Source organism: Kribbella pratensis, assembly GCF_004366075.1.
Taxonomy (GTDB): Bacteria; Actinomycetota; Actinomycetes; order Propionibacteriales; family Kribbellaceae; genus Kribbella; species Kribbella pratensis.
The window spans coordinates 16,822-42,937 of sequence record NZ_SODU01000004.1 but is presented as its reverse complement, the minus strand read 5'-3'; the positions used below and the strand labels follow the sequence as shown (position 1 = coordinate 42,937).

Genomic DNA, 26,116 nt, shown 5'->3' with positions numbered 1-26,116 from the left:
ATGCCCGCCTTCCCTCCTCAGCAGCTCCTGGCCCGATTCGCCACCCTTGTCGCGACCCGCGGCGAGAGGGGCCGCCCGTGACGCGCACCACCAAGATCGCGCTCGGCGCCGGCCTGCTCGGGCTGCTCGCAAGTCTCGTCGTGGCCCTGACCGGCACGTCCGGCGGGGCTCAGGCCGAGGCGCAGACACCGACCCGGCACTTCGTCGCGAATCTCCAGGGCGGAACCGCACCCTTCGCCCTCGGCTACAACCTGGCCGACAAGTCCTCGGTGTCCAGCCTGAGCGCGCTGCCGACCGGCGTGCAAGCCGTCTTCTGGCTGGGTCAGAAGTGCCCGAGCCCGGCCGACAGCACCTTCAAGGCCAAGGTCGACGCCCTCGCCTCGAACCCGAAGGTCTTCGCCTACTACCTGTCCGACGAGCCGCACATCGGGGACTGCCCCGGCGGTCCGGCGGCGCTGCGGTCGCGAGCGGACTACATTCGCGCCGCGAGCGGTGGCCGGCAGAAGTCGTTCATCGTGCTCAGCAAGGTCGCCGACTACCAGCCGTTCGCGCCGGCCAACAGCCACGTCGACCTGGTCGGACTCGATCCGTACCCTTGCTCGGTCGCGAATCCGCAGTGTGACCTCGGCAAGATCGGGGAGAAGGTCAGCGCGGCTCGCGCGGCCGGCGTCCCGCTGGCCGCGATCGTGCCGGTGTACCAGGCCTTCGGCCAGGAGCGGGCGACGAGCCACTACTACAACCTGCCGACCGCAACTCAGGAGCACGCGATCCTGACGGAGTGGAAGCGGCTCGTGCCGTCCCCGGTGATGGACTACACCTACGGCTGGGGCAACCAGGGCAGCGCGAATCCGACCCTGGTCGACTCGTCCGCGCTGCAGAAGGTCTTCGCAACCTTCTTCGCCACCGGTAGCTGACGTACCGATCCGGCGGCCCGCTCCGGGCCGCCGGATTTTCCGGTCCGGCCCGGAAACTCGGGTGCGTTTTGTCGGTGCGGGCCGTTACGGTCGGTGGGGTGCTGACGCTGCTGCGGTACGGAGTGCGGGTTGCACCTGGAGGCACCCTTCTGACGATGGGTCTGGCTGTCCTCGGTTCGCTGCTGGGGATGGCGGTCACGTTGCTGACCGGCCGGGTCGTCGGGGCGGTTCCAGGGGTGATCGACGGCGGCCCGGACGCGATGCCGATCGGCGAGTTCGGGTGGCTGCTGGGCGGCCTGCTCGCGGTGTTCGTCATCGACAGCCTGACGCCCGCGGTGCAGCAGGTCGCATCGCTGGTGATGGACGCCGGCCTGGTCCGCGCGATCGGCACCGGCATCACCGAGCCGCTGCTCAAACCGCGCCGGATCGAGCACCTCGAGGACTCCGAGGTACTGGATGTCCAGGAGCGTGCGAAAGGAAAGGGCGGCTTCCATCTCGCGCAGGGGCTCGGGCAACTGCCGTGGTTGATCGCGAGCCGGGTGACGCTGGTCGGCTCCGCGGTGATCGTCGGCGTGATGTTCGCCTGGTGGGTGGCGGCGATGCTGGTCGCGGTCACGATGCTGCTGGAGTGGTACGGCGGTCGCTTGATCGAGCGCGAGGTCGACGTCTGGTGGGGCAACACCGAGGAGCAGCGCCGAGCCCATTACCTGTTCAACCTGGGCATGCGTGACGCTCCGAAAGAGTTGCGTGTGTTCGGTCTGCACAACTGGCTCGTGGAGCGGTATGTCCGCGAATGGACGGCGGGCTACCGCCCGGTCTGGGCACGCCGCCGGCGGAACGCGAAGTGGTCGTTGCTGATCGGCGGCGTCCACCTGATCGCCAACGGCGTCGCGATCCTCGCCGTCGGTCGCGCCGCCTACAACGGAACGCTGCCGCTCACGCAGGTCGCGACCACGCTGCCCGCGATCCTCGCGATCGGTCAGGCGAGCAACGGGTACGGCGTGGCACAGGTCCGCCGCGGACTCTCGGCGTACCGCGCGATGCGGGACCTCAGCGCCACGATCGAGGAACGCCATCCGGAGCCGGCCGTGACCACGAAGCATCGGATCGAGACGATGCCGGCCCGCGAGATCCGGTTCGAGAAGGTGAGCTTCCACTACCCGGGTGCGGACGTCGCCGTACTGCGCGACCTCGACCTCACGATCCGCGCGCGGGAGGCGCTCGCGCTCGTCGGCGTCAACGGTGCGGGCAAGTCCACGCTGGTGAAGCTGCTCGGCGGCGCGTACAAGCCGACGAGCGGCCGGATCCTTGTCGACGGTGTCGATCTCGCGGACCTCGACCTGACCGTGTGGCAGCGGCGGGTGGCCGCGATCGTGCAGGACTTCCTGCGGTTCCCGTTGTCGGTGACCGACAACGTCGTGTTCGGCGCGGTCGAACGCGCGGGTGACGAGCTCACCCTGGCGAGGGTCGCGCGTGAGTCCGGGATCGACGAGGTCGTACGGCGCCTGCCGAAGGGCTGGGACACCGTGCTGGACAAGACGTTCGACGGCGGGGTCGACCTGTCCGGTGGTGAGTGGCAGCGGGTCGCGCTGGCTCGGGCGTTGTTCGCGGTGCATGCCGGCGCAGGTGTTCTGGTGCTGGACGAGCCGGCCGCGGCGCTCGACGTACGGGCCGAGGCCGAGCTGGTCGAGCGGTACCTGGAGCTGACCTCCGGAGTGGCGTCGCTGATCATCTCGCACCGGTTCTCGGTGGTACGCAACGCGGATCGGATCTGTGTGCTGTCCGACGGCCGGATCGTCGAGGACGGCACCCACGAGGAGCTGCTGGCGCAGGACGGCGAGTACGCCGGGATGTTCCGGCTCCAGGCCGAGCGGTACGTGACGGGACCGGAGGCAGTCGATGCGTAGTCTGCGGATCCTCTGGCTGTGGCTGTCCACCTCTTTCCGTGCAGCACCTGGGCTGATGGCGATCTCGACGGTGCTGGTCGCGGCCCGCGCGATCACGGCACCGACCCAGACGTACGGCGTGAGTCGACTGGTCGACGGGATCGCGTCGGACCGGTCGAGCACGATCGCGCTGGGCATCGGCATCATCGTCGGCGGCCTCGCGGTGTCGTTCGTCGCGGACGGGCTCGGATGGCCGCTCCAGGACACCGCGCAGGAACGGATGGCGGGCCGGGTGCACGCCGACCTGCTCGATGTGACGACAGCGATCCCTGGTCTGTCGCATCACGAGCGGCCCGATGTCGCGGACCGGCTCGAGCTCGTGCGCGAGAAGGCGTGGCGGATGGGGGTCGGCGCCGAGGTGCTGCTGTGGGCGTTCGCCACCGTGACGAACACCGCGACCGTGCTCACGTTGCTCGGATCGGTGCATCCGCTGTTGCTGGTGCTCCCGTTGCTGGGCGGTGCGCGGATCTGGTCGGCGTACCTGAGCAGCACGCGACAGAGCAAGGCGTGGGAGGAGTCGATGCCGCAGGAGCGGCTCGTCGACCGGTTGATCGAGGTGGCGAAGGATCCGCGGACCGGCCTGGAGCTGCGGGTGTTCGGGCTCGGAAAGGTCTTGCTGGACAGGATCTTCGCATTGCAGACGCAGCGTTTCGATCGCCGGGTCGCGGCCGCGCGGTGGGGCGGGAAGGTGGACGGCTCGGTGCGGCTCGCCTTCGGTCTCGCGTACGCCGCGGCGATCGTCTGGGTCGTCGCGCGGGCACGGAACGGTCAGGCGTCCGCGGGAGACGTCGTACTCGTCCTGCTGCTCGCGCCGCAGGTGGATCAGATGACCGGCGGTATCGCGCAGAACGTGTACTGGGTCGGTGAGGTCGTGCGCAGCTTCGGGCGGTACGACTGGCTGCGCGAGTACGCGAAGCAGAACTCGTGGCGGACCAGTGTCACCTCGGCGCCCGACCGGATCACCACCGGGATCGAGTTGCGGAACGTCGGATTCTCCTATCCTGGTTCGGATTCCGCGGTCCTGAGCGACCTGAACCTCAGTGTGCCGGCCGGGGCGGCGGTCGCGCTGGTGGGGGAGAACGGCGCCGGCAAGACGACGCTGGTCAAACTGCTCGCCCGGATGTACGACCCGACGACCGGCCAGATCCTCGTCGACGGCGTGGACCTCGCGACGGTCCAGCCGGACGCGTGGCGGTCGCAGCTGTCGGCGGGTTTCCAGGACTTCGTGAAGTTCGAGTTCACCGCGCGGGAGGTCGTCGGGATCGGCGACATCGAGCGGGCGGCGGACGAGGACGCCGTCCGGGCGGCCGTCGTCCGCGGCGATGCCGAGTCGGTGGTCGCCGGGCTGCCGCGGGGGCTGGATTCCCAACTGGGCAAGAAGTTCACCGACGGGGTCGAGCTGTCCGGCGGGCAGTGGCAGCGGCTCGCGCTGGCTCGCGCGTTCATGCGCGAGCGCCCGCTGCTCCTGCTGCTCGACGAGCCGACCGCTGCTCTCGACCCGGAGGCCGAGCACCGGCTCTACGAGCAGTACGCGTCCGCAGCGAAGATCGCCGCGGCCGAGACCGGCGGGATCACCGTCCTGGTGTCGCACCGGTTCTCGACCGTGCGGATGGCGGACCTGATCGTCGTCATGCACTGCGGCCGCGTCGAAGAGGTCGGCACTCACGAAGACCTGCTCGCGGCCGGCGGCCGCTACGCCGAACTCTTCGAACTCCAGGCCCGCGCCTACCGCTGAACCCGACGCTCCGCCCGCTCGGCCAACTCTTCCTCCGGGACGAGTGTGAACATCTCCTGCCCGGGGGCGCACAGCATCGTCACGGTGAACTTCACCGGGACGTCCGACCGGTTGTTGCCGTCCTGGTAGTGGATGACGTCACCGCCCGGCTCCCAGAACGCCTCGCCGGCCTTGATCACCCGCGGCGCTTCCCCCTCCAACTCGAACAACATCTCGCCCGCGACGACGTACCCGAACGCCGGACCCGAATGCCGGTGCGGCGGTGCGCCGGGGTCACCCGCCGGGTACTCGATGTCGACGGTCATCACGTGGAAGCCCTCGGGAACGAAGGGCGGCTCCACCTCCTGCAGCATCGTCAACGCGGTCTGCCACGCGGTGGAGGTCGTATCAGTCATCGAAGCTCACCTTCCAGTTGATCGGTCTGTAGTGGAAGACAGTTCAGACCGGCGAGCTGTGACGGTCACAGGGGAGGTGGTTGTGCTGTCTCAACAGGTATGAACCAGCGCATCGAGACAATTGACAGTCTTCACCAGCACCTGCAGTGGGCGATCGAGCTCGAGCACGCCACGATTCCGCCGTACCTTTGTGCCCTCTACTCGCTGGATCCGGCGCGGAACCCGGACGCGGTGGAACTGGTGAGCAGCGTGTTCGTCGAGGAGATGATCCATCTCTCATTGGCGGCCAACCTGCTGAACGCCGTCGGCGGCGAACCACGGCTGGACGTCCCGGCGATGCTGCCCGGATACCCGCGGGAGTTGCCGCACGGTTCGATCGAGCTGTCGCTGCTCCCCTTCGGGCCGGATGCTCTGGAGATGTTCCTGCGGCTCGAGAAGCCCGAGGCGCCCGGTTCACCCGCCGAGAGCGATCACTACGAGACCATCGGGCAGTTCTACGACGCGATCGAAGACGGGCTCCGGTACCTGTGCGAGACGCTCGGCGAGGACAAGGTGTTCTCCGGCGACCCGGCTCGTCAGGTGACCGCAGGACCGTTCCACCACACCGCCGGCACGCTTCAGCCGGTCACAGACCTGGCGTCGGCGCTGGCCGCATTGGAAGAGATTGTCGAGCAAGGAGAAGGTACGTCGCGGGGAGAGGTCTGGGACGGCGACCACGACATCTTCCACTCGGACCGCGACGAGGTCGCGCACTACTACCGGTTCGAGGAACTGAAGCTCGGTCGGCGCTACCAGCGGGGAGACACGCCGCAGTCCGGTCCGACCGGCGAGCCGGTCACCTTCGATCCCACCGGAGTGTCGCCGATGCAGGCGAACCCGCGCCGGTCGGACAACGCGCAGATCCGCGCCGCCCAGGAGCAGTTCGACAACACCTACTGCACGCTGCTGTTCCTGCTCGAGCAGAGCTTCACCGGCGAGCCCGCGCTGATCCGCGACGCCGTCAAGGCGATGTTCGGTCTGAAGGCCGAAGCCCTGAAGCTGCTGCAGCTGAGCGAGGACGATCACACCACGGCCGGACCGACCTTCCACTACATCGATCCGCAGCAACGCAACTGAGAGTCCGCTGAGAGCTTGGCTGAAAGGAGTTCACGCTAGTTCGCCAATAGTTAACCTTTGCTCTTCACGTGACCGTACATTGCTTTCTAATGTATTCCCCATGGACGCACCGCCCACTGTCCGTGCCCGCGGCATCACCAAGTACTTCGGCGAGGTCGTCGCACTCGACGGCGTCGACCTCGACGTAGCACCCGGCCAGATCCACGGCCTGGTGGGACCGAACGGAGCCGGCAAGACCACGCTCCTCGGCCTGCTGCTCGGCCTCGCCGTTCCCGACCGCGGCGAACTGGAGATCCTCGGTACGCCGGTCGGCCGCGCACTCGCCGTCCCCGAAGGCGTCGCCGGCTTCGTCGACGGCCCCGGCCTGTACCCGTCGATGACCGCCAAGCAGAACCTCGCCGCCCTGGCCCAGCTGCGCGGCGACCGCACGATGAACATCGACGACGCGATCGACCAGGTCGGCCTGACCGACGTGGCCGACGACCGGGTCCGCGGGTTCTCGCTCGGCATGCGCCAGCGCCTCGGCCTCGCCGCCGCGTTGCTCACCAAACCTCGGCTGCTGATCCTCGACGAGCCGTCCAACGGCCTCGACCCAGCCGGCAAGAAGCACGTGTACGGCGTCCTCACCCGGCTGGCCGCCGACGGCACAGCGGTGATGCTGTCGAGCCACCGGATGGACGACGTCGAGGCGCTCTGCTCCGAGGTGACGATCCTGTCGACCGGACGGGTCGTGTTCTCGGGCCCGATCAGCAAGCTGGCCTCGGAGGACAGCGAACTCGACTACCGCGTCCTCACCTCCGACCCGGTAGCGGCTCGTCGACTGGCCCGCGAGACCAAGGGCATCCGGCTGCGCGACCCAGGCGCCGTACAAGAGGGTGTCGAGCTTCTGGTGATCTCGGCAGCCGTGCCGGCAGTGGACGAGTTCGTGAAGCGGCTGGTCCGTGACGACATCGCCGTCCGCGAACTCGCGCCGGTGGTGTCGCCACTCGAAGCCGCGTTCATCGCCCTCACCGAGCAGCAGGAGACCAACTGATGACGGCCACCGTGGCTGCCCCCGAGCCCCGTGAGGTCGCCCGCCGGGTGCCGATCATCCGGGGGTACCGCTTCGAACTCGCCAAGCTGCTCACGCAGTGGCGCGTCCGCGTGCTGATCGTTGCCTGCTGGCTTGCGCCCGCCCTCTTCGTGGCCGTCATCAGCCAGCAGGCGTCGCTCCCGGTCGACACGTTGTTCGGTCGCTGGATGCACGCCACCGGATGGGCCGGTCCGCTGGTGCTGCTGGGCTTCTCCGGTTCGTGGGCGTTGCCGTTGCTGACCTCGTTGATCGCCGGTGACGTGTTCGCGTCCGAGGACCGCCTCGGTACCTGGCGTCATCTGCTGGTGGCGGTCCGCTCGCCGCGCCGGATCTTCGTCTCGAAGGCGCTGTCCAGCCTGACCGTGATCCTGGTGCTGGTGATCGGGCTGGTCGTGTCGAGCACGATCAGCGGCCTGTTGGTCGTCGGCAACCGGCAACTGATCGGCCTCGACGGTCACCTGCTCTCACCGGGCAACGCGGCCGGCACTGTGTTCCTCGCCTGGCTCTGCGCCCTCGCACCGACTCTCGCCCTTGCCGCAATCGGCCTACTGGGCTCAGTTGCGCTCGGCCGATCGCCGATGGGCCTCCTGCTCCCGGCGGTCGTGGCGCTTGCGATGCAGCTCGTCCAGCAGCTTCCGGTCCCGGTTGCCTTCCGCCTCGCGCTTCCCGGCTACGCGTTCATCAGCTGGAACGGCCTCTTCACCAGCCCGGCACAACTCGGCCCGCTGCTGATCGGCGTGATCGTCAGCCTGGTCTGGGCCCTCGTCGCGACCGGCCTTGCGTACTTCATCTTCGTACGCCGTGACTTCACCAACCCGACGCACGACGGCTCCGGTCGTCTCGCGTTGACGGCCGGCCTCCTGCCCCTCGTCGTACTGCTCGGTGTCACCACCGCGGCCGTCGCTCCGGTGACCGGCTTCGGGTCGGGGATCGATCAGGGCAAGGTGCAGCGCGCGGTTGCGGTCGAGTTCGCGCACCTGTACCGGTTGCAGACCAAGCAGCTGAACCGGGCCGACGTGACCGAGCAACAGCTGCAGAGCGCCGCCGAATGCACCAAGGGCGGTGACCAGGTCGCCGCGCAAGGACCCGGCAACGACTGGCGCTGCGTCGTCAGCTGGCACATCCCCGGAGTGGAAGCGGCCGGCTCCGCGATCTACCAACTCGACATCAATCCACTCGGTCGGTACGTCGCCGACGGGGACGGACCGAAAGAAGTGAACGGCTTCTTCCTGGTCCGCACCCCGTCCGGGGACGAACCGAACCCCCTGTGGCAGTTCGACGGCAACATCGAACTGCTACCTGTCAACTGAAGCCCAACCCGAAGGGACAACTCCCATGCAGGTAACACGCCGCCGCAGGCGTGACGAAGAGGGCTCGCCAAGTCCCCTCCGGCGCAGAGTACCACTGGTCACAGCGGGCGCTACCGCCGTCGCGGTGGCCCTGGCCGGCACCGCGGTCGCCTCGACGACCGGCTTCGGCCACGACCAGGTCGGGCAGGTGACCGACAAGGGTCAGGTCGTCTCGGCCGACCAGTACATCAAGCCGATCGGCGACCGTCTCGTCCTCCAGAAGGGCAAGATCATGTCGTCCTCGGTCAGCCCGGACGGCAGTCACATGGCCGCCTCGGTGACCGACGGCGGGATGGCGCTCGCGATCATCGACCTGAAGAACTGGAAGGTCCAGCAGTACATCGGCAACAACGCCGCGGCGGATCTCAAGATCCCCGGCAACGACGTCGGCCAGGAGGGTCCGACGTACTCGCCGGACGGCTCGCAGGTCTGGCTCGGGCAGGCCGACGGCTACCGGAAGTTCACCGTAAATGCAGACGGCTCGCTGGCGAACCCGACGTTCGTGGCGATCCCGGCTGACGGGACGAAGCGCGCGCTGGCCTCCGAGGCGGTGTTCTCGGCGGACAGCTCGACGGTGTACTCCGCGGTGAACGGCCAGAACAAGGTCGTCGCGATCGACACCGCGACCGGCGCGATCAAGCAGAGCTGGGCGACCGGCAACGCGCCGCGCGACCTGGTCATGGTCGGCGACAAGCTGTACGTGAGCAACGAGGGTGGCCGGACCGCGAAGCCCGGCGACACCACGATCAACTCGTACGGCACCGACGTCGTCGCGAACCAGAACGCGATCACCACGACCGGTACGGTCAGCGTGATCGACCTGAAGAACCCGGGCGCCGCTGTCGCCGGCATCGACGTCGGGCTGCACCCGACCGCGCTGTACGCGAAGAACGGCGCCGTCTTCGTCACCAACACGGCCACGAACAACGTGTCCGTCATCGACACCAACCGTGACAAGGTCGTCCAGACGATCGCCACGCAGCCGTGGCCCGAAGCGTCGGTCGGCTACGAGCCGGACGGTGTCACACTGACCGACGACGGCCACCTGCTGGTGTCGCTCGGTCGCGCGAACGCGATCGCGGTCTACAAGTACCGCAACCCGCTCGAGCCGGTCAGCTACGTCGGCCTGCTGCCGACCGACTACTTCCCGGCCGAGCTCGCGCAGGTCGGCAAGGACATCGTGGTGTCGAACACCCGAGGCATCGACGCCCGCCGCACGACGACGGCCGCCGGGCACAGCACGCACGACACCACGTCGAGCCTGACCAAGTTCCAGCTGCCGGACGACCACGCGATCAAGAAGTACACGCAGACCGTCTTCGACCAGAACGGCTGGACGAAAGGCTCGGCCCAGGTCGCCACGGACCAGGGTCGGCGTCAGCCGGTGCCGGTCCCCGCGAAGCTCGGCGACCCTTCGACGATCAAGCACGTGTTCCTGATCGTCAAGGAGAACCGGACCTACGACCAGGTGTACGGCGACATCCCGGAGGGCAACGGCGATCCGGCGCTGGCGCAGTACGGCGAGAACGTCACGCCGAACCAGCACGCGCTGGCCAAGCAGTTCGGGCTGTACGACAACACCTACGACATCGGCACGAACTCCGCCGAGGGCCACAACTGGCTGATGCAGGCCGACAACCCGGAGTACACCGAGTCGTCCGCCGGTGAGTACCTGCGCAGCTACGACACCGAGAACGATGCCCTCGGCCACCAGAAGAGCGGCTTCCTCTGGACCGGTGTCCAGGCGGCCGGCAAGTCGGTGAAGAACTTCGGCGAGTTCCTGTCGATCGAGCAGAAGCCGGCCGACGGCACCTGGCAGAACTACTACTGCGACACGAAGAACATCATCGCGACCGGGGCGGACACCAAGTATCCGATCAAGATCGGGTCGGCGATCCCGTCCCTGAACGACGTGTCGGTGCAGGGCTTCCCGCAGTTCGACACCAGCGTCCCGGACATCTACAAGACCGAGATCTGGCGCAAGGACTTCCTGAAGAACGGCCCGGCGAACCTGAACATGTTCTGGCTGTCCAACGACCACACCGGCGGTCCGGCCAACGGTCCGGCGCAGGTTGCCGACAACGATCTGGCCACCGGCCGGATCGTCGACCAGATCACGCACAGCAAGTACTGGAAGGACTCGGCGATCTTCGTCGTCGAGGACGACTCGCAGGCGGGTCTCGACCACGTCGACGGTCACCGGGCGCCGATCCAGATCATCAGCCCGTACGCGCAGCACGGTGCCGTGGACAGCCACTACTACACGCAGATCACGCTGCTCCGGACGATCGAGCAGATCCTCGGGATGAAGCCGATGAACCAGAAGGACACCGCGGCCACCCCGATGTTCGGCGCGTTCACCAGCAAGCCGGACTACACGCCGTTCACCGTGCTCCCGAACCGGGTCGCGCTGACCGACGGCCTGAAGACCCCGCCGCCCTGCGGTCTGGACGTGCCGGCGGCGCAGAACCCGGCCGTCGCGGCTGCGCCGGCGGTGACCGTCCCGGCCGGCATGGAGTCGATGGCGGCGCAGTGGTCGGCGTGGAAGGACCAGCAGCGGACCACCGGCCCGAACGCCCGGGCCGACTTCGCGAACCCGGCCCAGATGAACCACTACAACTGGTACGAGGCGCACAACTGGTCCCTGCCGTACCCCGGTGAGGACAAGATCGTGGCGCCGCAGAACGTTCCGGGTGCGGTCATCCCCGCCGCCGAGAACGACGGCTGACACCTTCAGCCGGTAGAAAGAACGTATGCCTGAACTACCGTCGCGGGCGTCGGCCCGGATCGAGCAATCCGCCGATCCGGCCGACGTCCGCGCCGTCGGTTACGGCCCGGGCGACGTACCGGTGGTGCCGGAGAAGTACGCCGGGCTGCCGGTGCACAAGGAACAGTCCGGGCGGGTCGGCCACTGGAACACCGACCTGATGAACCCCGAGCCGTCGGCCGTGTACGTCGTCGACGACCGGTACCTGTACACGACCGACAAGGCCGGGCGGGTCACCCATGCCGAGGGCTGGCTGGGCTGGCTGCCGGCCGACCAGAACGACGAGCGGCGCAACGTGTCCGCGCAACGGGAGGCCGGCGAGCCCGATCGCCAACGCACCGACGACGGCGGTCACCTGTTCGCGACGGTGTTCGACGGTCCGGGGGAGTCGATCAACCTCACCGCGCAGTCGCAGGAGCAGAACCGGGCGCGCGCCGGAAGCAACAACTGGCGCGCGATGGAGCAGACCTGGCAGGCGATGCGCGCCTCCGGCATCCAGGTGCACGCCGCTATCGACGTCCGCCACGCGAACAGTACGACGGACCGGCCGTCCTCCCGCACCGTCGTGGACCGGCACGACGGCAAGCACTCACCCCGGCGTATCTTCAGAGAGACCAAGCCGGTGTCGTCCCGGGAGCGTGCATGAGGGAGCGCAGCGAGCGAACAATGGGTAGAGCCGAGCATCTCGCTCATGCCGGAGACGAGCGCAGCGAGGCGGAGGCATGAGCGAGATCGGCATCATCGACACGATCGCCCGCGCCCTGGTCGCGGATCTGCCCGCCGGGTGGCGTGAGGTCAGCGCGGTCTACCGGGCAACGACGTCGTACGCCGAACTGGATGCGGACGTGGTGCTGCCGTCGGGGGAGACCCAGCTGGACCCGTTGCCCGAAGGTCTCGAGGATCACTTCGAGGAGCTGCGGCGGTCGATGTACCAGCCGGGCAAGGGCACCTGGCTCACCGCGAAGGTCACGGTGACCTCGACCGGGCACTTCGCGACCGACTTCGACTACGACCACGAACCGGCGTGGTCGATTGCTGTCGACCGGGCGATCTACCCGGCCGATCTGGCCGCGTTCCCCCGGGACGCCGAGCACACGCCCGACTGGCTCAGATAAATCGGTGGCAGGCCACCGGCCTCGGTGGTAGCGTCGCCGGTCTGTCTTTTCGGGATCGAATCGAACCGGATGGATCTGCTCCGGGGCGGGACCCAGCTCACGATTCGAGGCTCTCACCGATGGTCGAACCTGAATTGGCGTCCGAACGCGCCTTTCTCGCCACCGCCCGCACCGCACTCAGCAAGATGTACGCCGAGGTCGTGGACCGCGACGTCCAGGTCATCGGCGGCGAGGACAACGACGAACGCTTCACCAACGAGGCCAACCAGCGGGCCAAGGAGATGCGCACCCACGCGCTCCTCGACCTGCCCGACGTACCACTGTTCTTCGGCAGGCTCGACTATGAGCACGGCACGATCGAGGACCTGGACCAGATCTACATCGGCCGCCGGCATGTCCACGACGGCTCCGGCGTCCCGCTGGTGATCGACTGGCGCGCGCCGGTGTCGGTGCCGTTCTACCGCGCGACCGCCAGCGACCGGCGGCGGGTGGTGATGCGACGGCGGTACGGCTTCTCCGATCACGCCGACCTGACCGGGTTCGAGGACGAGCCGTTGATCGGCGGCGTCGAGGGCGGTGTTGATTCTGGTCAGGCGGACAAGTTCCTGCGGTCCGAGATCGAACGCCCGCGCACCGGCCCGATGCGCGACATCGTGGCCACGATCCAGCCCGAGCAGGACGACCTGGTCCGCGCGCCCCTGCATCCGAGTGTCTGCGTGCAGGGCGCACCCGGCACAGGTAAGACGGCGGTTGGTCTGCACCGCGTCGCCTACCTGCTCTACACCGAACGCGAACGACTCGGCCGCGGCGGTGTCGTGATCGTCGGCCCGAACCGGTCGTTCCTCTCGTACATCCGCAAGGTCCTGCCCGCGCTGGGCGAGGTCGACGTCCGGCAGATCACGATCGACGAGCTGCTCACCCGCCCCACCGCGGCCACCGACGCCACGGAGGCGGCGCGGTTGAAAGGCGACGCGCGGATGGCCGACGTACTGCGCCGTGCGCTGTGGTCGTACGTCGGTACGCCGACCGAGGGAGTCCTTTACAGCAAGGGGTCTCGGCGCTACCGAGTGCACGACTACGAAGTCGTCGACATCGTGTCGGACCTGCGCGAGTCGACCCGGTACGCGCCTGGGCGGAACGCGCTCGCGCAGCGGATCGCGCACGTCGTGCTGGTCCGGATGGAGGAGCGCGCCGAATCGCCGGACGACCGCGTGCAGAACGCGGTCGCGCGCTCGAAGCCGGTGAAGGACGTCCTCGACTCGGTCTGGCCGCGGGTCTTCCCCGAGCAGGTCCTGCACCGGCTCTTCTCGGACGCGGACTTCCTGGCCGCCGCGGCCACCGACCTGACAGCCGAGGAGCGTACGGCGTTGCTGTGGCCGAAGCCGGCGCGCTCGTGGAAGTCGGCGAAGTGGTCGTTCGCGGACACCGTCCTGCTCGACGAGCTCGAGGACCTGATCGAGCGGCGTACCGGCTCGCTAGGGCACCTCGTCCTCGACGAGGCGCAGGACCTGTCGGCGATGCAGTTGCGGGCGCTCGGCCGGCGCTGCCGCACAGGATCGGCCACAGTGCTCGGTGATCTCGCGCAGGCGACGACGCCGTGGGCCGCCGGTCCCTGGGACCGTGTGCTCGGTCATCTGGACAAGGGCGACGGCGTTGTGGCCGAGCTCGACCGCGGGTTCCGGGTGCCGGCCCAGATCATCAACTTCGCGGCGAAGCTGCTGCCCGAGATCGCGCCGACGCTCGGCACACCGAGCGGCGTACGAACGGTCGCCGACGCGCTGAGCATCGTGCCGGCCGACGCGTCCACGTTCGCGGACCAGGTGGTGGCCGAATGTCGTGCGGCGCTCGCGGGCGAGGGTTCGGTGGCACTGATCGCGGCGGACGACCAGGTCGTGGCACTGCGGGACGCGATCGCGGCGGCCGGACTCGAAGTGGCCCTGATCGGCGAGACCGAGGACGAGATCGACACCGTGCGCCTGGTGTGCGTGCCGGCCACGCTGGCCAAGGGCCTGGAGTTCGACGCGGTCGTGGTCGCCGAGCCGGCGCACATCGTCGCCGCCGAGCCCCGTGGCCTGCACCGCTTGTACGTCGTCCTCACGCGAGCGGTCAGCCGCCTGCAGATCGTCCACGCCGAACCGCTGCCGGCTGCCCTCACCTGATCCTGTCCCGGCGCTATCGTCCGGTGTGCAAGCAGCCGGATCGGGGAGGCCTACGTGAGCAGTTTGATCGTTTTCATGGTGCTCGCGCTGCTGCTGGCCGTGGCTGCGATCGTGTGGGGGATCGTCGCGCTCGTCCGCCGGCAGCGGTACATCGGATCGATCCGGGAGCGTGGCTGGAGCTTCGTCAACAGCCCGACGTTCGACGCGGTGGCCCGGCTGAGCAATCCGCCGTTCGGGCTCGGGTTCGTGCGCAAACCCGATGACCAGATCACCGGGCGGACGGCGACCGGGCGCACGTTCCAGGTGATCGAGTACAAGTCGGCGTACTGGTCGGGCTGGGTCGGCATGGTGACGTTGTCGCGGCGGCTGCCCGAGCTGTGGATCACGGGCGGCCGGACCGCACCCCGGTACGGCGTTCTCGCGCAGGGCGTCGTCGCCCCGCCGCAGCTCGGGCCGGGATGGCAGGTCGGCGCGATGGACCCGGCTTTCGCGCAGGAGGTGATGACCCCGGAGCTGTGCGTGCAGCTGAGCGCGCTGGCGACCGGCCAGCCGGGCGTGAACCTCGGCGTCGACGGCGACCAGGTCGTCGCACTGAATCCACCGCGCAAGGACCTCGATCAGCTCGGCCCGTGGCTCGAGCAGCTCGATGCGATCGCGGCGGCGATCGACGCAACGCCGCTCGACCACTGGATCCAGCCGGAGCCGGAGCCGCGGCTGCGGTTCTACCACCACCCGGACTGGTACTGGATCGGCGTCGACGACAGCCTGTTGCAGTACACGCCGGTCAACCGCGGCGGTTACGGTCACCGCACCGACGAGGTGATCCGCGGGCGGGATGGTGACGGCCCGCCGTTCGTCGCGTTCAAGCACCACTGGAAGACCTCGCGCACCGAGACCTACACGGACAGCAACGGCAACTCGCAGACCCGGACCGTGGTCGAAAGCCACTCCGAGCCGATTCTCGGCTTCCAGTTGCCGGTCCGCATGCCCCAGCTCAGCGTCGGTCCGAAGGGCCTCTTCCGCAACGGCATCAGCTTCGAGAGCGCGGCGTTCAACGATCGGTTCGCGGTCACCGCGGCGGACACCAAGTTCGCCTACGACGTGATTCATCCGCGCCAGATGGAGTACCTGATGGCGGCACCGGGCGCGCCGTTCCGGATCGTGGAGGACTGGGTCTGGTTCACGCCGGGGGAGCACAGCCAGCCCGCGATCGCGTTCTGCTCGGCGTACCTGCGCGGCTTCCTGGGCCGGGTCCCGCGTTTCGTCTGGCGCAACCTCGGCCTGCCGGACACGCCGTACCCATCCCTCGAGACAACCGTCGGGTAGGGGAATGCGGTTGCCGCTCACGTGGTTGAGTTTGACCGTGTTGACTCAACGTACCGTCGTCATCTTCGGCGCCAGCGGCGACCTGAGCTCCCGGTTGCTGCTACCCGGCCTGGGCAGTCTGCTCGCCGGCCCGCGCGCCACCGCCGTGCGGATCATCGGCACCGGCCGCTCGCCGCTGGCGGCGGACGAGTGGACGGATCGCGTCCGGACAGCGTTCGAGTCCCAAGGGGAGATCGGTCCGGTTGCGGCGGAGACCCTGGCAACCACGCAGTACGTCGCCGGTAACCCGACGGACCCGGCGCACCTCCGCGCGCTCCTCGAGCTCGCCGGTCCGGCGCCCGTGCTGTACTTCTCGCTGCCGCCGGCCGTGACGACCTCGATCGTCGAGACGCTCCAGCGGATCGAGCTCCCCGAGGGCACCGAGCTGGCGTTCGAGAAGCCGTTCGGCACCGACGCCGCGTCCGCGGCCGCGCTGAACAAGCTGGTCGGCTCGCTCGTGCCCGAGGAGAACGTGCACCGCGTCGACCACTTCCTCGGCCGCACCGCGGTCCTGAACCTGATCGGCCTCCGGTTCGCCAACCGGCTGTTCGAGCCGGTCTGGAACGCCGAGCACATCGAGAGTGTCGAGATCGTGTACGACGAGACACTCGGCCTGGAGGGTCGCGCGCAGTACTACGACAACGCGGGCGCGCTGGTGGACATGATCCAGAGCCACCTGCTGCTCGTCCTCGCCCTGCTCGCGATGGACGCCCCGGCCACGATGGACGCGGTCGAGGTCCGCAGCGAGATGGCTCGTGCCCTGCGCAGTACGCACCTGTATCGCGGCTCCGCGATCGAGGCGAGCCGGCGAGCCCGGTACACCGCGGGTATCGCGAACGGTCGCGTGGTTCCGCCGTACGCCGGTGAAGCGGGCGTGGACCCGGCCCGCGAGACCGAGACGCTGGCCGAGGTGACGGTCGAGGTGGGCACGAACCGCTGGGCCGGTGTCCCGTTCACGCTGCGATCGGGCAAGGCGCTCGGCGCCGCGCGCAAGGAGATCGTGATCAAGTTCAAGCCGCTGCGGCACCTGCCGTCGGGCCTGCACGGCGGGCGCGACGGCGAGACCCTGCGGATCGGTCTGAACCCGGGGGAGCTGTCGCTGTCCGTCCCGGCGCTCGGCGTCGACGGCCCGTACACGATGGGTCAGGTCTTCCTGGACGCGACGCTGCCGTCGTCGGCGGTGCTCCCGTACGGCGAGGTGCTGAACGGCATCCTGCGCGGCGACCCGCTGCTCTCGGTGCGCGGTGACGTCGCCGAGCGCTGCTGGGAGATCCTGGAGCCGGTGATCGACGCCTGGCACACCGATGAGGTACCGCTGGAGGAGTACGAGGCCGGGTCCGACGGCCCCGCCGAGTGGCAGACACCCAGGGAGTCCGCCGCCTGAACCAGGGATTCTCCCTGGGGCGACGGGTGGTCGCGGGCCGGAGAGTGGTTGCGGTAACCAACCACTCTCCCCGAACGAGGTACTCAAATCGTGAGAACCATCCGTCCCCGCCTCCTACTCACTGCGGCGGCGACCGTAGCTGCCACCGCGGCCGCCGCCGTGACACTCGGCTCCGGCAGTCTGCCCGCAGCCAACGCCACCACCACGGCCACCACCACGGCCTCCATCGCCGGTCATGATCCGGTTGTTGCTACGGGCAACGGTGCTGTGCGTGGTGTGAGTGTTGACGGCACCTACTCGTTCCGTGGTGTGCCGTTTGCCGCGGCTCCGACCGGGAGTCTCCGGTGGCGGCCACCGCAGCCCGCGGCGAGCTGGCAGGGCGTGCGCGACGCGACGTCGTACGGGCCGGGCTGTCCGCAGGCACCGAGCGTGGTGACGCCTGCCCAGTTGTCCGAGGACTGCCTCTACCTGAACGTTTCGACGCCGGCCCAGCACTCGCTCACCAAGCGCCCGGTGCTGGTCTGGATCCACGGCGGCGGCCTGGTCGGAGACGCCGGCTCGAACTACGACGGCACGAAGCTGACGAAGGCCGGCGCCGTAGTCGTGACCATCAACTACCGGCTCGGCGCCTTGGGCTTCCTCGCCCACCCTGCGCTGGCGGCGAGCCCCGGGGGACCGGCCGGCAACTACGGGCTGATGGACCAGCAGGCCGCGCTGCGCTGGGTGCAGCGCAACATCGGCCAGTTCGGCGGCGACCCGCACAATGTCACGATCGCCGGTGAGTCGGCAGGCGGCCTGTCCGTACTCGCGCACGTCACCTCCCGCAGTTCGAAGGACTTGTTCCAGCGGGCGATCGTGGAGAGCGGCGCGTTCGCCCTGGAGCAGGAACCGCTGGCCAAGGCTGAGACGTTCGGCGAGGAGTTCGCCACGAAGGTCGGCTGCCCCGACCAGTCGGCGGACTGCCTGCGGAAGGTCCCGGTGCAGACGCTGGTCGACAACATCTCGACCGCGACCGCCCTCATCCCGGGCGTCGTCGACGGTGCGGTGCTGAAGGAGTCGATCGGTACGGCGCTCGCCGCCGGCCGCTTCAACCACGTGACGATCCTCAACGGCAGCAACCACGACGAGGAAGCGCTCTTCACGCTCGGCGGTCGCGTCGTCAGCCGCGGGTACAACGTCCCCTACACCAGCCCGGTCACCGCGGCGAACTACGAGAGCAACATCGCCACCGCGCTCCGGATCACACCCGCCCAAGCCGCAGCCATCGCCGCCGACTACCCGCTCTCCGCCTATTCATCACCTGACAAGGCGTTCGGCACCTTGATCGGAGACGCAACTTTCGCCTGTGGTGCAGCTCAGGTCAACAAGTGGACCGCCCGCCACGTCCCGACGTACGGCTATGAGTTCAACGACGACACGTCGCCGTTCATCTTCGCGCCTCCGGGGTTCCTCTCGGTCGCGACGCACGGCTCCGAGATGTGGTACCTGTTCGACCTTCCGAACGCTCCCTTCCCGGCCGCGCTGAATGCGGAGCAGACCGCGCTGGCGGACTCGATGCGCGCTGCCTGGGTCAAGTTCGCGGCGACCGGCAACCCGTCGACGCCGGCGGTGCGCTGGCCGTCGTCCGGCCACAACGGGACGGTCCTGTCGCTGGAGCTGCCGGTGTCGCAGGTCTCGACGGACTTCGCGGCGCGTCATCACTGTGCCACTTTCGCACAGAATCTTGACAAGGTTAAGTAATAGACCCAATATCCTATCCGATTCGGTTTTCTCCTGAGTTCTCTGGGAAGAGGTCACCGCCATGACCAGATCCGTTCGGAGCAGGGTGTTGCGGGCCGCGCTTGCGGGGCTCGTAGTCGCCGGGCTGCTGCCGGCAGGTTTGAGTACGTCGACAGCAGCACCGGCACCAGCTACCACGAGCGTGACCACCACGACCTCCGCCACCGAGCTGTCAGGGCCGGCGGGGGACAAGGCTGCGCACCCCTACATGGGCTGGAGCAGCTACAGCATGCAGGTCTACAACCCGAACGGCGGCAGCTGGATCACGGCGGATCAGCTGATCGCCCAGTCCGACGCGATGCACGCGAAGCTGCAGCCGTACGGGTACGAGTACATCAACATCGACGCCGGCTGGAACGACGGCATCGACGGGTACGGCCGGCCGACGCCGAGCAAGAAGCTCTACCCGAACGGCCTGCAGGCGGTCATCGACCACATCCACGCCAACGGCCAGAAGGTGGGCCTCTACACGATCCCGGGCATCAGCAAGGCCGTCATCGACGCGAAGCTGCCGATCTACGGCGCCCCGGGCTGCACGACCGGCGACCTGCCGGTGCTGCCGCTGCAGAAGGGCGACTACTGGGGCATCGGCTACCGCATCGACTTCTCGAAGCCGTGCGCGCAGAAGTACATCGACTCGATCGCGGACCTGTTCGGCTCGTGGGGGCTGGACTTCCTCAAGTTCGACAGCGTCACCCCGGGCTCGGGGATCAGCGACCTGTCGGTGGACGCCCGCGACGACGTGAAGGCGTGGTCTCAGGCCCTGAAGCGGCACAACATCTGGCTCGAGCTGTCGTGGGCGCTGGACATCAACTACGCCGACACCTGGAAGCAGTACGCCAACGGCTGGCGGATCGAGTGGGACGTCGAGTGCTACTGCACGGGTACGGCGCTGACCGCCTGGCCCAACATCAACCGGTTGTTCCCCAAGCTCGCCGAATGGTGGCGGCACGCGGGACCGGGCGGCTGGAACGACCTCGACTCGCTCGACGTCGGCAACGGCCAGATGGACGGTCTTACCCAGGACGAACGGCGTACGGCGGCAACGCTCTGGGCCGTGTCCGCGGCGCCGATGTACATCGGCAACGACATGACCAGGCTGGACTCGTACGGCCTCGAACTGCTGACGAACCGCGAGGTGATCGCGGTCAACCAGGCCGGCCGTCCGGCGCACCCGCTGTCCATGAAGACGAATCGGCAGGTGTGGTTCGCGCTGAACCCGGACAGCTCGTACACCGTTGCCTTGTTCAACCTCGGCCAGACCGACGCCGACATGACGGTGAACTTCGCCGACCTCGGCCTGAACGGGGCCGGCAAGGTGCGTGACCTGTGGGCCCGCAAGGATGTCGGCACGTTCGCGTCGAGCTTCACCGCCGAGGACGTCCCGGTCCACGGCGTCCGGCTGCTGAAGGTCACGCCGCAGAAGGGCGCCGCGATCAGCGTGAACGACGACGACCTCCGGGTCTCGTACGACGGCGCGTGGCAGCGCAACAGCAACTACGAAGTACCCGCTGTCTCGCAGGCGCTGACCGTCGGAGTGACGGACTCGTCCGCGAAGTCTTCGGCGGCGGCCGACCTCCCGACCCGGACCGTCGAGGTCAACAACAACAGCCCGGAGATCGCCTATTCCGGCAACTGGAACTACAGCTCCGGGCGGGGTCTCGGCGACTACCAGGACGACGTGCAGTGGACGGAAGGCAACGGCGACTCGTTCTCGTACAGCTTCGTCGGCACCGGCGTCGACTACGTGACCGAGACCGACCCGGGTCAGGGTGACGTCGACATCTACATCGACGGCGAATTCAAGCAGACGGTGAGCACGTACCTGGATCCGGCGCAGGGGCACAACAAACCACAGCAGGTCGTCTACAGCGTCTCGGACCTGCCGAACGGCAGTCACACGATCCGCGGTGTGAAGAAGTCCGGCCAGTTCATGCTGCTCGACAAGCTGAACATCCGGCAGGAGAGCCTGCTGAACCCGGACACCGCGGCGTTCGACAAGAACGCGCCCGCCGATGTCAGCGTGCAGCTCGGACGCGATCCGGGCGAACTCGCCGGCATCTCGAAGGCGGGCCAGGATCTGGTGAAGGGCACCGACTACACGGTTGACGGGAACGTGGTGACGATCAGCAAGGCGTACCTCGCGACGCTGCCGGTCGGCAACACGGCGCTCGACGTCCGGTTCCGTGGTGACTACCGCGACGACATCCATGCCACCAAGGCCGACGGTGCGTCGGTCAGCCTCACCTTCACCGGGACCGGTGTCGACTGGAGTACGGCGCTCGCACCGGATCAGGGCGACGCGGACGTGTATGTCGACGGAAAGCTGGTACGTCGGGTGAACCTGCACAACGACACCCGGGTGACGAACCGGACGGTGTTCTCCGCGACCGGACTGAAGAACGCGCCACACGTCGTACGCATCGTCAAGGTGAACGGCGACGTACTCCGCAACGACACGATCCGCTACACGCTCGCGAAGTAGACCGGGCAGCAGCGGGTGGTGGTCTGAGGGCCGCCACCCGCTGTTCTGTTGCCGGGGTCACAAGCTCTGACTGACTGATCAGTCAGGTAACTTGTTAGGCTTGCCTCTGGGGGATCGAGCGCGCATCCCTGTCGGATGAATGAGGGGGCCGCCTATGTGGCTGAGCGATGTGACCGTTGCGCGCCGGCGAGGCCGCCGGCGCGAAGACTCCCGGCTGGCCGACCATGTCGATCGGCTCGGTGAGGAGCACCCGCCGATCCCGCTCGGCAGCGTCGACTACTCGATGAAGAAGCCCGGCCTGATGGCCGAGCGGTTCGGTCCGGTGCTGGCCTACATGACCCGGGTCGAGCTCGAGGTCGAGCGCAACGTGCTCGAACTGAACATCCTGCTGCCCGATCCGCCCGAGGTCGACCGGCACTTCTACGCCGACGTGTGGATGCCGCAGGAGACGCGCCACGGGCAGATCCTCGACAAGCTGCAGCACCTGATCGGCGTGCAGCCGCACGAACCGAACCTGGCCGACGTCTCGTTCAGCCTCAAGTTCCTCGGCGCGCTCGGCCGGATGCCCGGCGTCCAGGACGTCAGCCGGATGCTCTACTACCTGACCGGGCTGGCCACCGAGCGTTCCGCGGTCATCGCCTACAACAAGTTCCATGCGGGGCTCGTCGGGCTGGGTGAGCGGGCCATCGCCGCAACGGTGATCGCGCCGATCCGCCGCCAGGAGCCGGGGCACTTCGCGTACTACCAGATGGCCGCGCAGCAGCTGTGGGACCAGTTGTCGGGATGGCAGAAATGGCTGACGCGCGAGCTGCGGAAGCGTACGTTCGAAGTGGTCGGTGCCTACAACAAGCGTCAGGTGGCCGATTTCGGGAACGTGATGGAGGCGCTGAAGATGAGTGACGGCGGCGAGGCGGAACTGCGCGAGTACGCGCGGCAGGTCGGACGGGCCGAGCACGAGCTGATGTGGGCGCACCGGCAGGGGATGCGGGTGCCGGACTATGTCTTCAAGTCCCTGAAGCGAGCCGCCGTGCTCGCAGCCGAACGGAAAGGTGACATCTGGCCGGCCGCCCAACCGGCAGGGTCATGACCGCTCCCGCGCACACGCGCCATGCGACGCGACCGTCGAAACGGCAGCTCATCATCGAGACCGCCGAGCGGCTGTTCGCCGAGCACGGGTACGACGCCACGTCGACGGCCCGGATCGCGACCGAGGCCGGCGTACCGTCGGGGCTGGTGTTCTACCACTTCGCGACCAAGCTGGATCTGCTGCTCGCGGTGGTGCAGGAGCGGCCGGCGCCCAGTGAGGTACTGCGGTCCACGGCGCGCGGCCGGACGGTACGGCGGCGGTTGCGGGCGGTCGTGGCGAGGATGGCCGAGGAACTGGAGCACGATCGCGCGGCCCGGATCATCGTGTTCCGCGAAGCGCAGGGGAGACCGGAGATCGCGTCCCGGGCGGCCGAGTTGTTCGCGGAGGCGACCGAGACCGTGGCCTGCGTCCTGGCCGGTGCCGAGGACGTGGTGGCCGATCCTGCGCGGGTGCAGGCGGCCGCGGAACTTGTGGTCAGCCGGGTGTTCCTCGACACAGTCGCTCTCGGGCCGCTCGGGCAGGCCGAGACGGCGACCAATCGGCATGCCGCGATGATCGACCTGATCGCTGAGTCGCTGACGGACGGCGTGAGCGCCCACGAGTGAGCGCGCACGCCGGTCCGGTCAAGCCCAGGGATCGAAGGGGATTCCGGACGGCTTGGACGCGTTCAGCAGGTTGCGGAACCGGTCGTCCTTGTCGGTGATCTTGATCGTTGCGGATCCGAAGTCCGCGGTCATCAGGGTGTCGCGCAGCGCCGTAGTGGGGTAGCCGTTCCAGTCGACCAGCGGCGGGTATCGCCAGTTGTGGTAGTGGTTCTCGGGCGGTTCGTCGTTGCTGTTGGCGAGCCGGAAGAAGTGGGTGCTGGCGCCGTCCTTGTGGTAGACGACCTTCGGGTGCGAACCGTCGAACCGGACCTGCGAACGGGTGTACGTGACCTGGCTGGAGTGCTGGGTCGTGGTCACGTAGTCGACCTGGTTGGTCGACTGGTTCACCCAGGAGATGACGTGCTCCCAGTCGTGCCGGTGGCCGCCGAGGCTGCTGCCGGGGACCGCCTGGTCCTTCTCGAAGTAGTTGGCGTACACGATCGCGCACCAGCCGTTGTTGCACTTCGAGCGCGCATAGGTCTGCGAGTTGTCGAGGTCGGACTGATCGTGGCAGTTGCCGTTCACAGCGCCGGTCGGGTTGAGGCCCGGGTTCAGCGTGCCGTCGGCGCCGATCGCGGGCGTGGCGTAGCAGCCGTCGGTGTCGTAGTCGTACGCCGGCGAGAACGACTGCTCGTACCCTCCGGCGTTCTGCGGCAGGCTCGGCGGCGGAGCGGCGTACGCCATCGCGGCCGAGGTCACCATCAGGGCGGTTGTCCCGAGGACGACACCGAGCGTCCGGCGGAAGGTTCGTGGTCGAGGAGGCGGGGCGGAATCCTGCATCGATCGCTCCTTTGTTACTTCAGGGCGGAAAGGAACGATCCGAGAATGCCAGGGCGGAACCACTTCCGCCTATACCTCACGTGACTACTGGTCGACGGTCCGTCAACGGCGGAAATCGATACGTGCCAGGCTCGATGACGGTGGTGCAGAGTGGGACCTGACGCTTGCTGCCGTGGGGAGACCGTGAGGAACGACCGGCGGGCGTCACCGGGAGGAACAGGTGTCTGTTGAGGATCAGGCCAGTCTCGGTCAGCCGCCGCCGGCGCTGCCCGACGGCTCGATACCGACGTACGTCGGTCACCCGTTGCCAGGAACCGGCGACGGTGGGCCACTGTCGCCGCCATTCGGCTGGGGGCCGGATCTCGACCGGTTCGATCAGCTCGACAGTGTCGACGGGGCCGGCCACGAGCCGCCGCGGGCGGAGAGCCCGCTGCTGATCGTTGCCTTGATCATCCTTTCCGGCGTTGCGGTGTCCGTCCTGATCGCCGCCATCGCCGTCCGGGTGTGAAGTCCGGGGCCCTAGTCCTCCGGCTTTGCGAGAGGTTTGGTCGCCGGGCCGTCCAGGACGGCGCCGTTGGGGGCGAAGCGGGAGCCGTGGCAGTTGCAGTCCCAGGTGGAGTCGCCCTGGTTCCAGCGCAGCGGGCAGCCGAGGTGGGTGCAGACCGGTACGACGGTGTGCAGCCGGCCCTCGAGATCCGTGTACGCGCCGACCGTCTTGCCGTCGACGTCGAACAGGCCGCCTTCACCGACCTCCACATGGTCGAGCCCGGGGCCGAGCAGCCGGCGGAGATGGCCGGCCGCGAACTCCTTGCCCACCTTCAGGTTGTCCTGGACGAGCTTCGCCACCGACCGCGCGTCGCCGATCCGGCCGGCGTCGAACACCTCGCTCCACGGGTTGTCCCGGCCGAGCACGGTGTCGCGAAGGAGGCCTGCGGCAACGGTTCCGTTGCTGAGTCCCCACTTGTGCATGCCGGTCGCGATCAGGGCCGGCGAGCCCGGCGCCTTGCCGACGTACGGCAGTTGGTCCGGGGTGCTGTAGTCCTCGGCCGACCAGCGGTACTCCGGCTGCACCTTCGTGCCCCACACCTCGTCGACCCAGTCGACAAGGCTCTGGTACGACGTGTTGGTGTCCTCCTGCCCACCGGTCTCGTGGTTCGCGCCGACCACGATCAGGCCGCTCGGCCCACCGCCCGGCCAGGGCCGGGTGGACCGTGTCGGTGCGTCGGCGGAGATCGTCATCGCCGTGGGCGCCTCGACAGGTAGCTGGACGGCGATGCCGTGGGACTGGTTCGGGCGGCTCCGCGCGAAGTACCCGCCGATCGTGCCGAACGGCAACAAGGTCGCGACCACAGCATGGCGGGCCACGACACGGCGGCCGGCTGCCGTCCGCGCCTCGACACCATCGCCCTTGCCGTCCAGGTCGGTCACCCGTGACTGCTCGAAGATCCGTCCACCGGCCGCGCTGAAGGCGGTCGCCAGACCGGCGAGGTAGCGGGCCGGGTGGAGGAGCAACTGGTCGTCGAAGCGAACAGCGGCCGCCGCGGTGATCGGTAACCCCATCTCCGCCGGGTCGGCCGGATGCGCGGGAAGACCGAGCTCGCGCGCCACCTCGGCCTCGCGCGCCAGGTCGGTGTCACCTGTCGAGTAGACGAAGGACGGTCCGCGGCTGAGCTCACATTCGATGCCGAGCCGGCGTACCAGCTCCTCGACCCCGTCGACGGCTTCCTGGTTCGCCGTGGCGTACTGCTGTGCCTTGTCGCGCCCGTGCCGGTCCAGCAGTCCGGCATAGATCGCACCGTGCTGAGAAGTGACCTTGCCGGTGGTGTTGCCGCTGGTTCGCGTACCGATGCGCCCACCCTCGAGCAGGACGACGCCGAGGCCCTCCTGCTGGAGGTAGATCGCGGTGGTGAGCCCGATCAGGCCGCCGCCGACGACGAGCACGTCCGTCTCCTGATCGGTATCGAGCACGTCGTACCGCGGCAGGTTCGCGGTGCCCAGCCACACCGAGTTCTGAATCGTCATGA

Annotated in this window: 20 protein-coding genes; 17 read left to right on the top strand and 3 right to left on the bottom strand. The window is 68.3% G+C overall.

Annotated elements, in window-relative coordinates:
- Nucleotides 1-77 precede the first annotated feature (77 nt).
- The 3 genes from EV137_RS32715 to EV137_RS32705 all read left to right on the top strand — a co-directional run bounded on the left by EV137_RS32715 (nt 78) and on the right by EV137_RS32705 (nt 4,595).
- Complete coding sequence (locus EV137_RS32715) at nt 78-914, top strand: hypothetical protein (RefSeq protein WP_134132040.1); 837 nt, start codon at nt 78-80, stop codon at nt 912-914.
- Between the two features lie 155 nt (nt 915-1,069).
- Nucleotides 1,070-2,821 (top strand): ABC transporter ATP-binding protein, encoded by a 1,752-nt coding sequence (locus EV137_RS32710; protein ID WP_134132039.1) that lies wholly within the window; start codon nt 1,070-1,072, stop codon nt 2,819-2,821.
- Nucleotides 2,814-4,595 (top strand): ABC transporter ATP-binding protein, encoded by a 1,782-nt coding sequence (locus tag EV137_RS32705; RefSeq protein WP_134132038.1) that lies wholly within the window; start codon nt 2,814-2,816, stop codon nt 4,593-4,595. The genes EV137_RS32710 and EV137_RS32705 overlap by 8 nt, the downstream gene beginning before the upstream one ends.
- Here the strand turns inward: EV137_RS32705 and EV137_RS32700 are convergent.
- A complete protein-coding gene (locus tag EV137_RS32700; protein ID WP_134005257.1) occupies nt 4,586-4,990 on the bottom strand; it encodes a cupin domain-containing protein in 405 nt (134 codons plus the stop codon). The two genes, EV137_RS32705 and EV137_RS32700, sit on opposite strands and share 10 nt — an antisense overlap.
- Nucleotides 4,991-5,089: 99 nt before the next feature.
- Here EV137_RS32700 and EV137_RS32695 point away from each other — a divergent pair, with 99 nt between their 5' ends.
- From EV137_RS32695 to EV137_RS41180, 13 genes are all read left to right on the top strand, one after another.
- Nucleotides 5,090-6,106: a ferritin-like domain-containing protein gene (locus EV137_RS32695; RefSeq protein WP_134005255.1), complete on the top strand. Its 1,017-nt coding sequence runs from the start codon at nt 5,090-5,092 to the stop codon at nt 6,104-6,106.
- A 100-nt stretch (nt 6,107-6,206) separates the two neighbouring features.
- Nucleotides 6,207-7,139, top strand: coding sequence for an ABC transporter ATP-binding protein (locus tag EV137_RS32690; protein ID WP_134132037.1), 933 nt, complete (start codon nt 6,207-6,209; stop codon nt 7,137-7,139).
- Complete coding sequence (locus EV137_RS32685) at nt 7,139-8,488, top strand: ABC-2 transporter permease family protein (RefSeq protein WP_134005251.1); 1,350 nt, start codon at nt 7,139-7,141, stop codon at nt 8,486-8,488. The genes EV137_RS32690 and EV137_RS32685 overlap by 1 nt, the downstream gene beginning before the upstream one ends.
- Before the next feature lie 124 nt (nt 8,489-8,612).
- A complete protein-coding gene (locus EV137_RS32680; protein WP_238175719.1) occupies nt 8,613-11,255 on the top strand; it encodes a bifunctional YncE family protein/alkaline phosphatase family protein in 2,643 nt (880 codons plus the stop codon).
- 25 nt (nt 11,256-11,280) lie between these two features.
- Nucleotides 11,281-11,940, top strand: coding sequence for a DNA/RNA non-specific endonuclease (locus EV137_RS32675; protein WP_134132036.1), 660 nt, complete (start codon nt 11,281-11,283; stop codon nt 11,938-11,940).
- A 76-nt stretch (nt 11,941-12,016) separates the two neighbouring features.
- Nucleotides 12,017-12,409 (top strand): antitoxin YezG family protein, encoded by a 393-nt coding sequence (locus tag EV137_RS32670; protein WP_134005245.1) that lies wholly within the window; start codon nt 12,017-12,019, stop codon nt 12,407-12,409.
- A gap of 119 nt (nt 12,410-12,528) precedes the next feature.
- Entirely contained in the window at nt 12,529-14,568 is a 2,040-nt protein-coding gene (locus EV137_RS32665) for a HelD family protein (RefSeq protein ID WP_134132035.1), read from the top strand.
- A 54-nt stretch (nt 14,569-14,622) separates the two neighbouring features.
- Entirely contained in the window at nt 14,623-15,894 is a 1,272-nt protein-coding gene (locus EV137_RS32660) for a hypothetical protein (protein WP_238175718.1), read from the top strand.
- 37 nt (nt 15,895-15,931) lie between these two features.
- Nucleotides 15,932-17,317, top strand: a complete 1,386-nt coding sequence (locus EV137_RS32655) for a glucose-6-phosphate dehydrogenase (protein WP_202871250.1) — start codon at nt 15,932-15,934, stop codon at nt 17,315-17,317.
- Nucleotides 17,318-17,407: 90 nt separating this feature from the next.
- Complete coding sequence (locus EV137_RS32650; RefSeq protein ID WP_134132033.1) at nt 17,408-19,057, top strand: carboxylesterase/lipase family protein; 1,650 nt, start codon at nt 17,408-17,410, stop codon at nt 19,055-19,057.
- A 61-nt stretch (nt 19,058-19,118) separates the two neighbouring features.
- Nucleotides 19,119-21,581, top strand: a complete 2,463-nt coding sequence (locus EV137_RS32645) for a X2-like carbohydrate binding domain-containing protein (RefSeq protein ID WP_134132032.1) — start codon at nt 19,119-19,121, stop codon at nt 21,579-21,581.
- 154 nt (nt 21,582-21,735) lie between these two features.
- On the top strand, nt 21,736-22,668 hold the full coding sequence (locus EV137_RS32640) for a GTP-binding protein LepA (protein WP_134132031.1): 933 nt from the start codon (nt 21,736-21,738) through the stop codon (nt 22,666-22,668).
- Entirely contained in the window at nt 22,665-23,273 is a 609-nt protein-coding gene (locus tag EV137_RS41180) for a TetR/AcrR family transcriptional regulator (protein ID WP_202871249.1), read from the top strand. Before EV137_RS32640 ends, EV137_RS41180 begins: the two co-directional genes overlap by 4 nt.
- 18 nt (nt 23,274-23,291) lie before the next feature.
- Here the strand turns inward: EV137_RS41180 and EV137_RS32630 are convergent, their stop codons facing one another.
- The gene (locus EV137_RS32630) at nt 23,292-24,092 is read right to left on the bottom strand and encodes an NPP1 family protein (protein WP_134132030.1); all 801 of its coding nucleotides are present in this window, start codon (nt 24,090-24,092) and stop codon (nt 23,292-23,294) included.
- Nucleotides 24,093-24,312: 220 nt separating this feature from the next.
- On the opposite strand from EV137_RS32630, the gene EV137_RS32625 reads away from it, so the two are divergent.
- The gene (locus tag EV137_RS32625) at nt 24,313-24,600 is read left to right on the top strand and encodes a hypothetical protein (protein WP_134005231.1); all 288 of its coding nucleotides are present in this window, start codon (nt 24,313-24,315) and stop codon (nt 24,598-24,600) included.
- Between the two features lie 11 nt (nt 24,601-24,611).
- Here EV137_RS32625 and EV137_RS32620 read toward each other — a convergent pair whose 3' ends face one another.
- Nucleotides 24,612-26,114: an FAD-dependent oxidoreductase gene (locus EV137_RS32620; protein WP_134132029.1), complete on the bottom strand. Its 1,503-nt coding sequence runs from the start codon at nt 26,112-26,114 to the stop codon at nt 24,612-24,614.
- Nucleotides 26,115-26,116: the final 2 nt, after the last annotated feature.

What these genes read in the sequence shown, in the direction of transcription:
- EV137_RS32710 (WP_134132039.1), top strand. Translation starts at nt 1,070, where the DNA reads ATGGGTCTGGCTGTCCTCGGTTCGCTGCTGGGGATGGCGGTCACGTTG.
- EV137_RS32705 (WP_134132038.1), top strand. Translation starts at nt 2,814, where the DNA reads ATGCGTAGTCTGCGGATCCTCTGGCTGTGGCTGTCCACCTCTTTCCGT.
- EV137_RS32700 (WP_134005257.1), bottom strand. Translation starts at nt 4,990, where the DNA reads ATGACTGATACGACCTCCACCGCGTGGCAGACCGCGTTGACGATGCTG.
- EV137_RS32695 (WP_134005255.1), top strand. Translation starts at nt 5,090, where the DNA reads ATGAACCAGCGCATCGAGACAATTGACAGTCTTCACCAGCACCTGCAG.
- EV137_RS32690 (WP_134132037.1), top strand. Translation starts at nt 6,207, where the DNA reads ATGGACGCACCGCCCACTGTCCGTGCCCGCGGCATCACCAAGTACTTC.
- EV137_RS32685 (WP_134005251.1), top strand. Translation starts at nt 7,139, where the DNA reads ATGACGGCCACCGTGGCTGCCCCCGAGCCCCGTGAGGTCGCCCGCCGG.
- EV137_RS32675 (WP_134132036.1), top strand. Translation starts at nt 11,281, where the DNA reads ATGCCTGAACTACCGTCGCGGGCGTCGGCCCGGATCGAGCAATCCGCC.
- EV137_RS32670 (WP_134005245.1), top strand. Translation starts at nt 12,017, where the DNA reads ATGAGCGAGATCGGCATCATCGACACGATCGCCCGCGCCCTGGTCGCG.
- EV137_RS32665 (WP_134132035.1), top strand. Translation starts at nt 12,529, where the DNA reads ATGGTCGAACCTGAATTGGCGTCCGAACGCGCCTTTCTCGCCACCGCC.
- EV137_RS32645 (WP_134132032.1), top strand. Translation starts at nt 19,119, where the DNA reads ATGACCAGATCCGTTCGGAGCAGGGTGTTGCGGGCCGCGCTTGCGGGG.
- EV137_RS32640 (WP_134132031.1), top strand. Translation starts at nt 21,736, where the DNA reads ATGTGGCTGAGCGATGTGACCGTTGCGCGCCGGCGAGGCCGCCGGCGC.
- EV137_RS41180 (WP_202871249.1), top strand. Translation starts at nt 22,665, where the DNA reads ATGACCGCTCCCGCGCACACGCGCCATGCGACGCGACCGTCGAAACGG.
- EV137_RS32630 (WP_134132030.1), bottom strand. Translation starts at nt 24,092, where the DNA reads ATGCAGGATTCCGCCCCGCCTCCTCGACCACGAACCTTCCGCCGGACG.
- EV137_RS32620 (WP_134132029.1), bottom strand. Translation starts at nt 26,114, where the DNA reads ATGACGATTCAGAACTCGGTGTGGCTGGGCACCGCGAACCTGCCGCGG.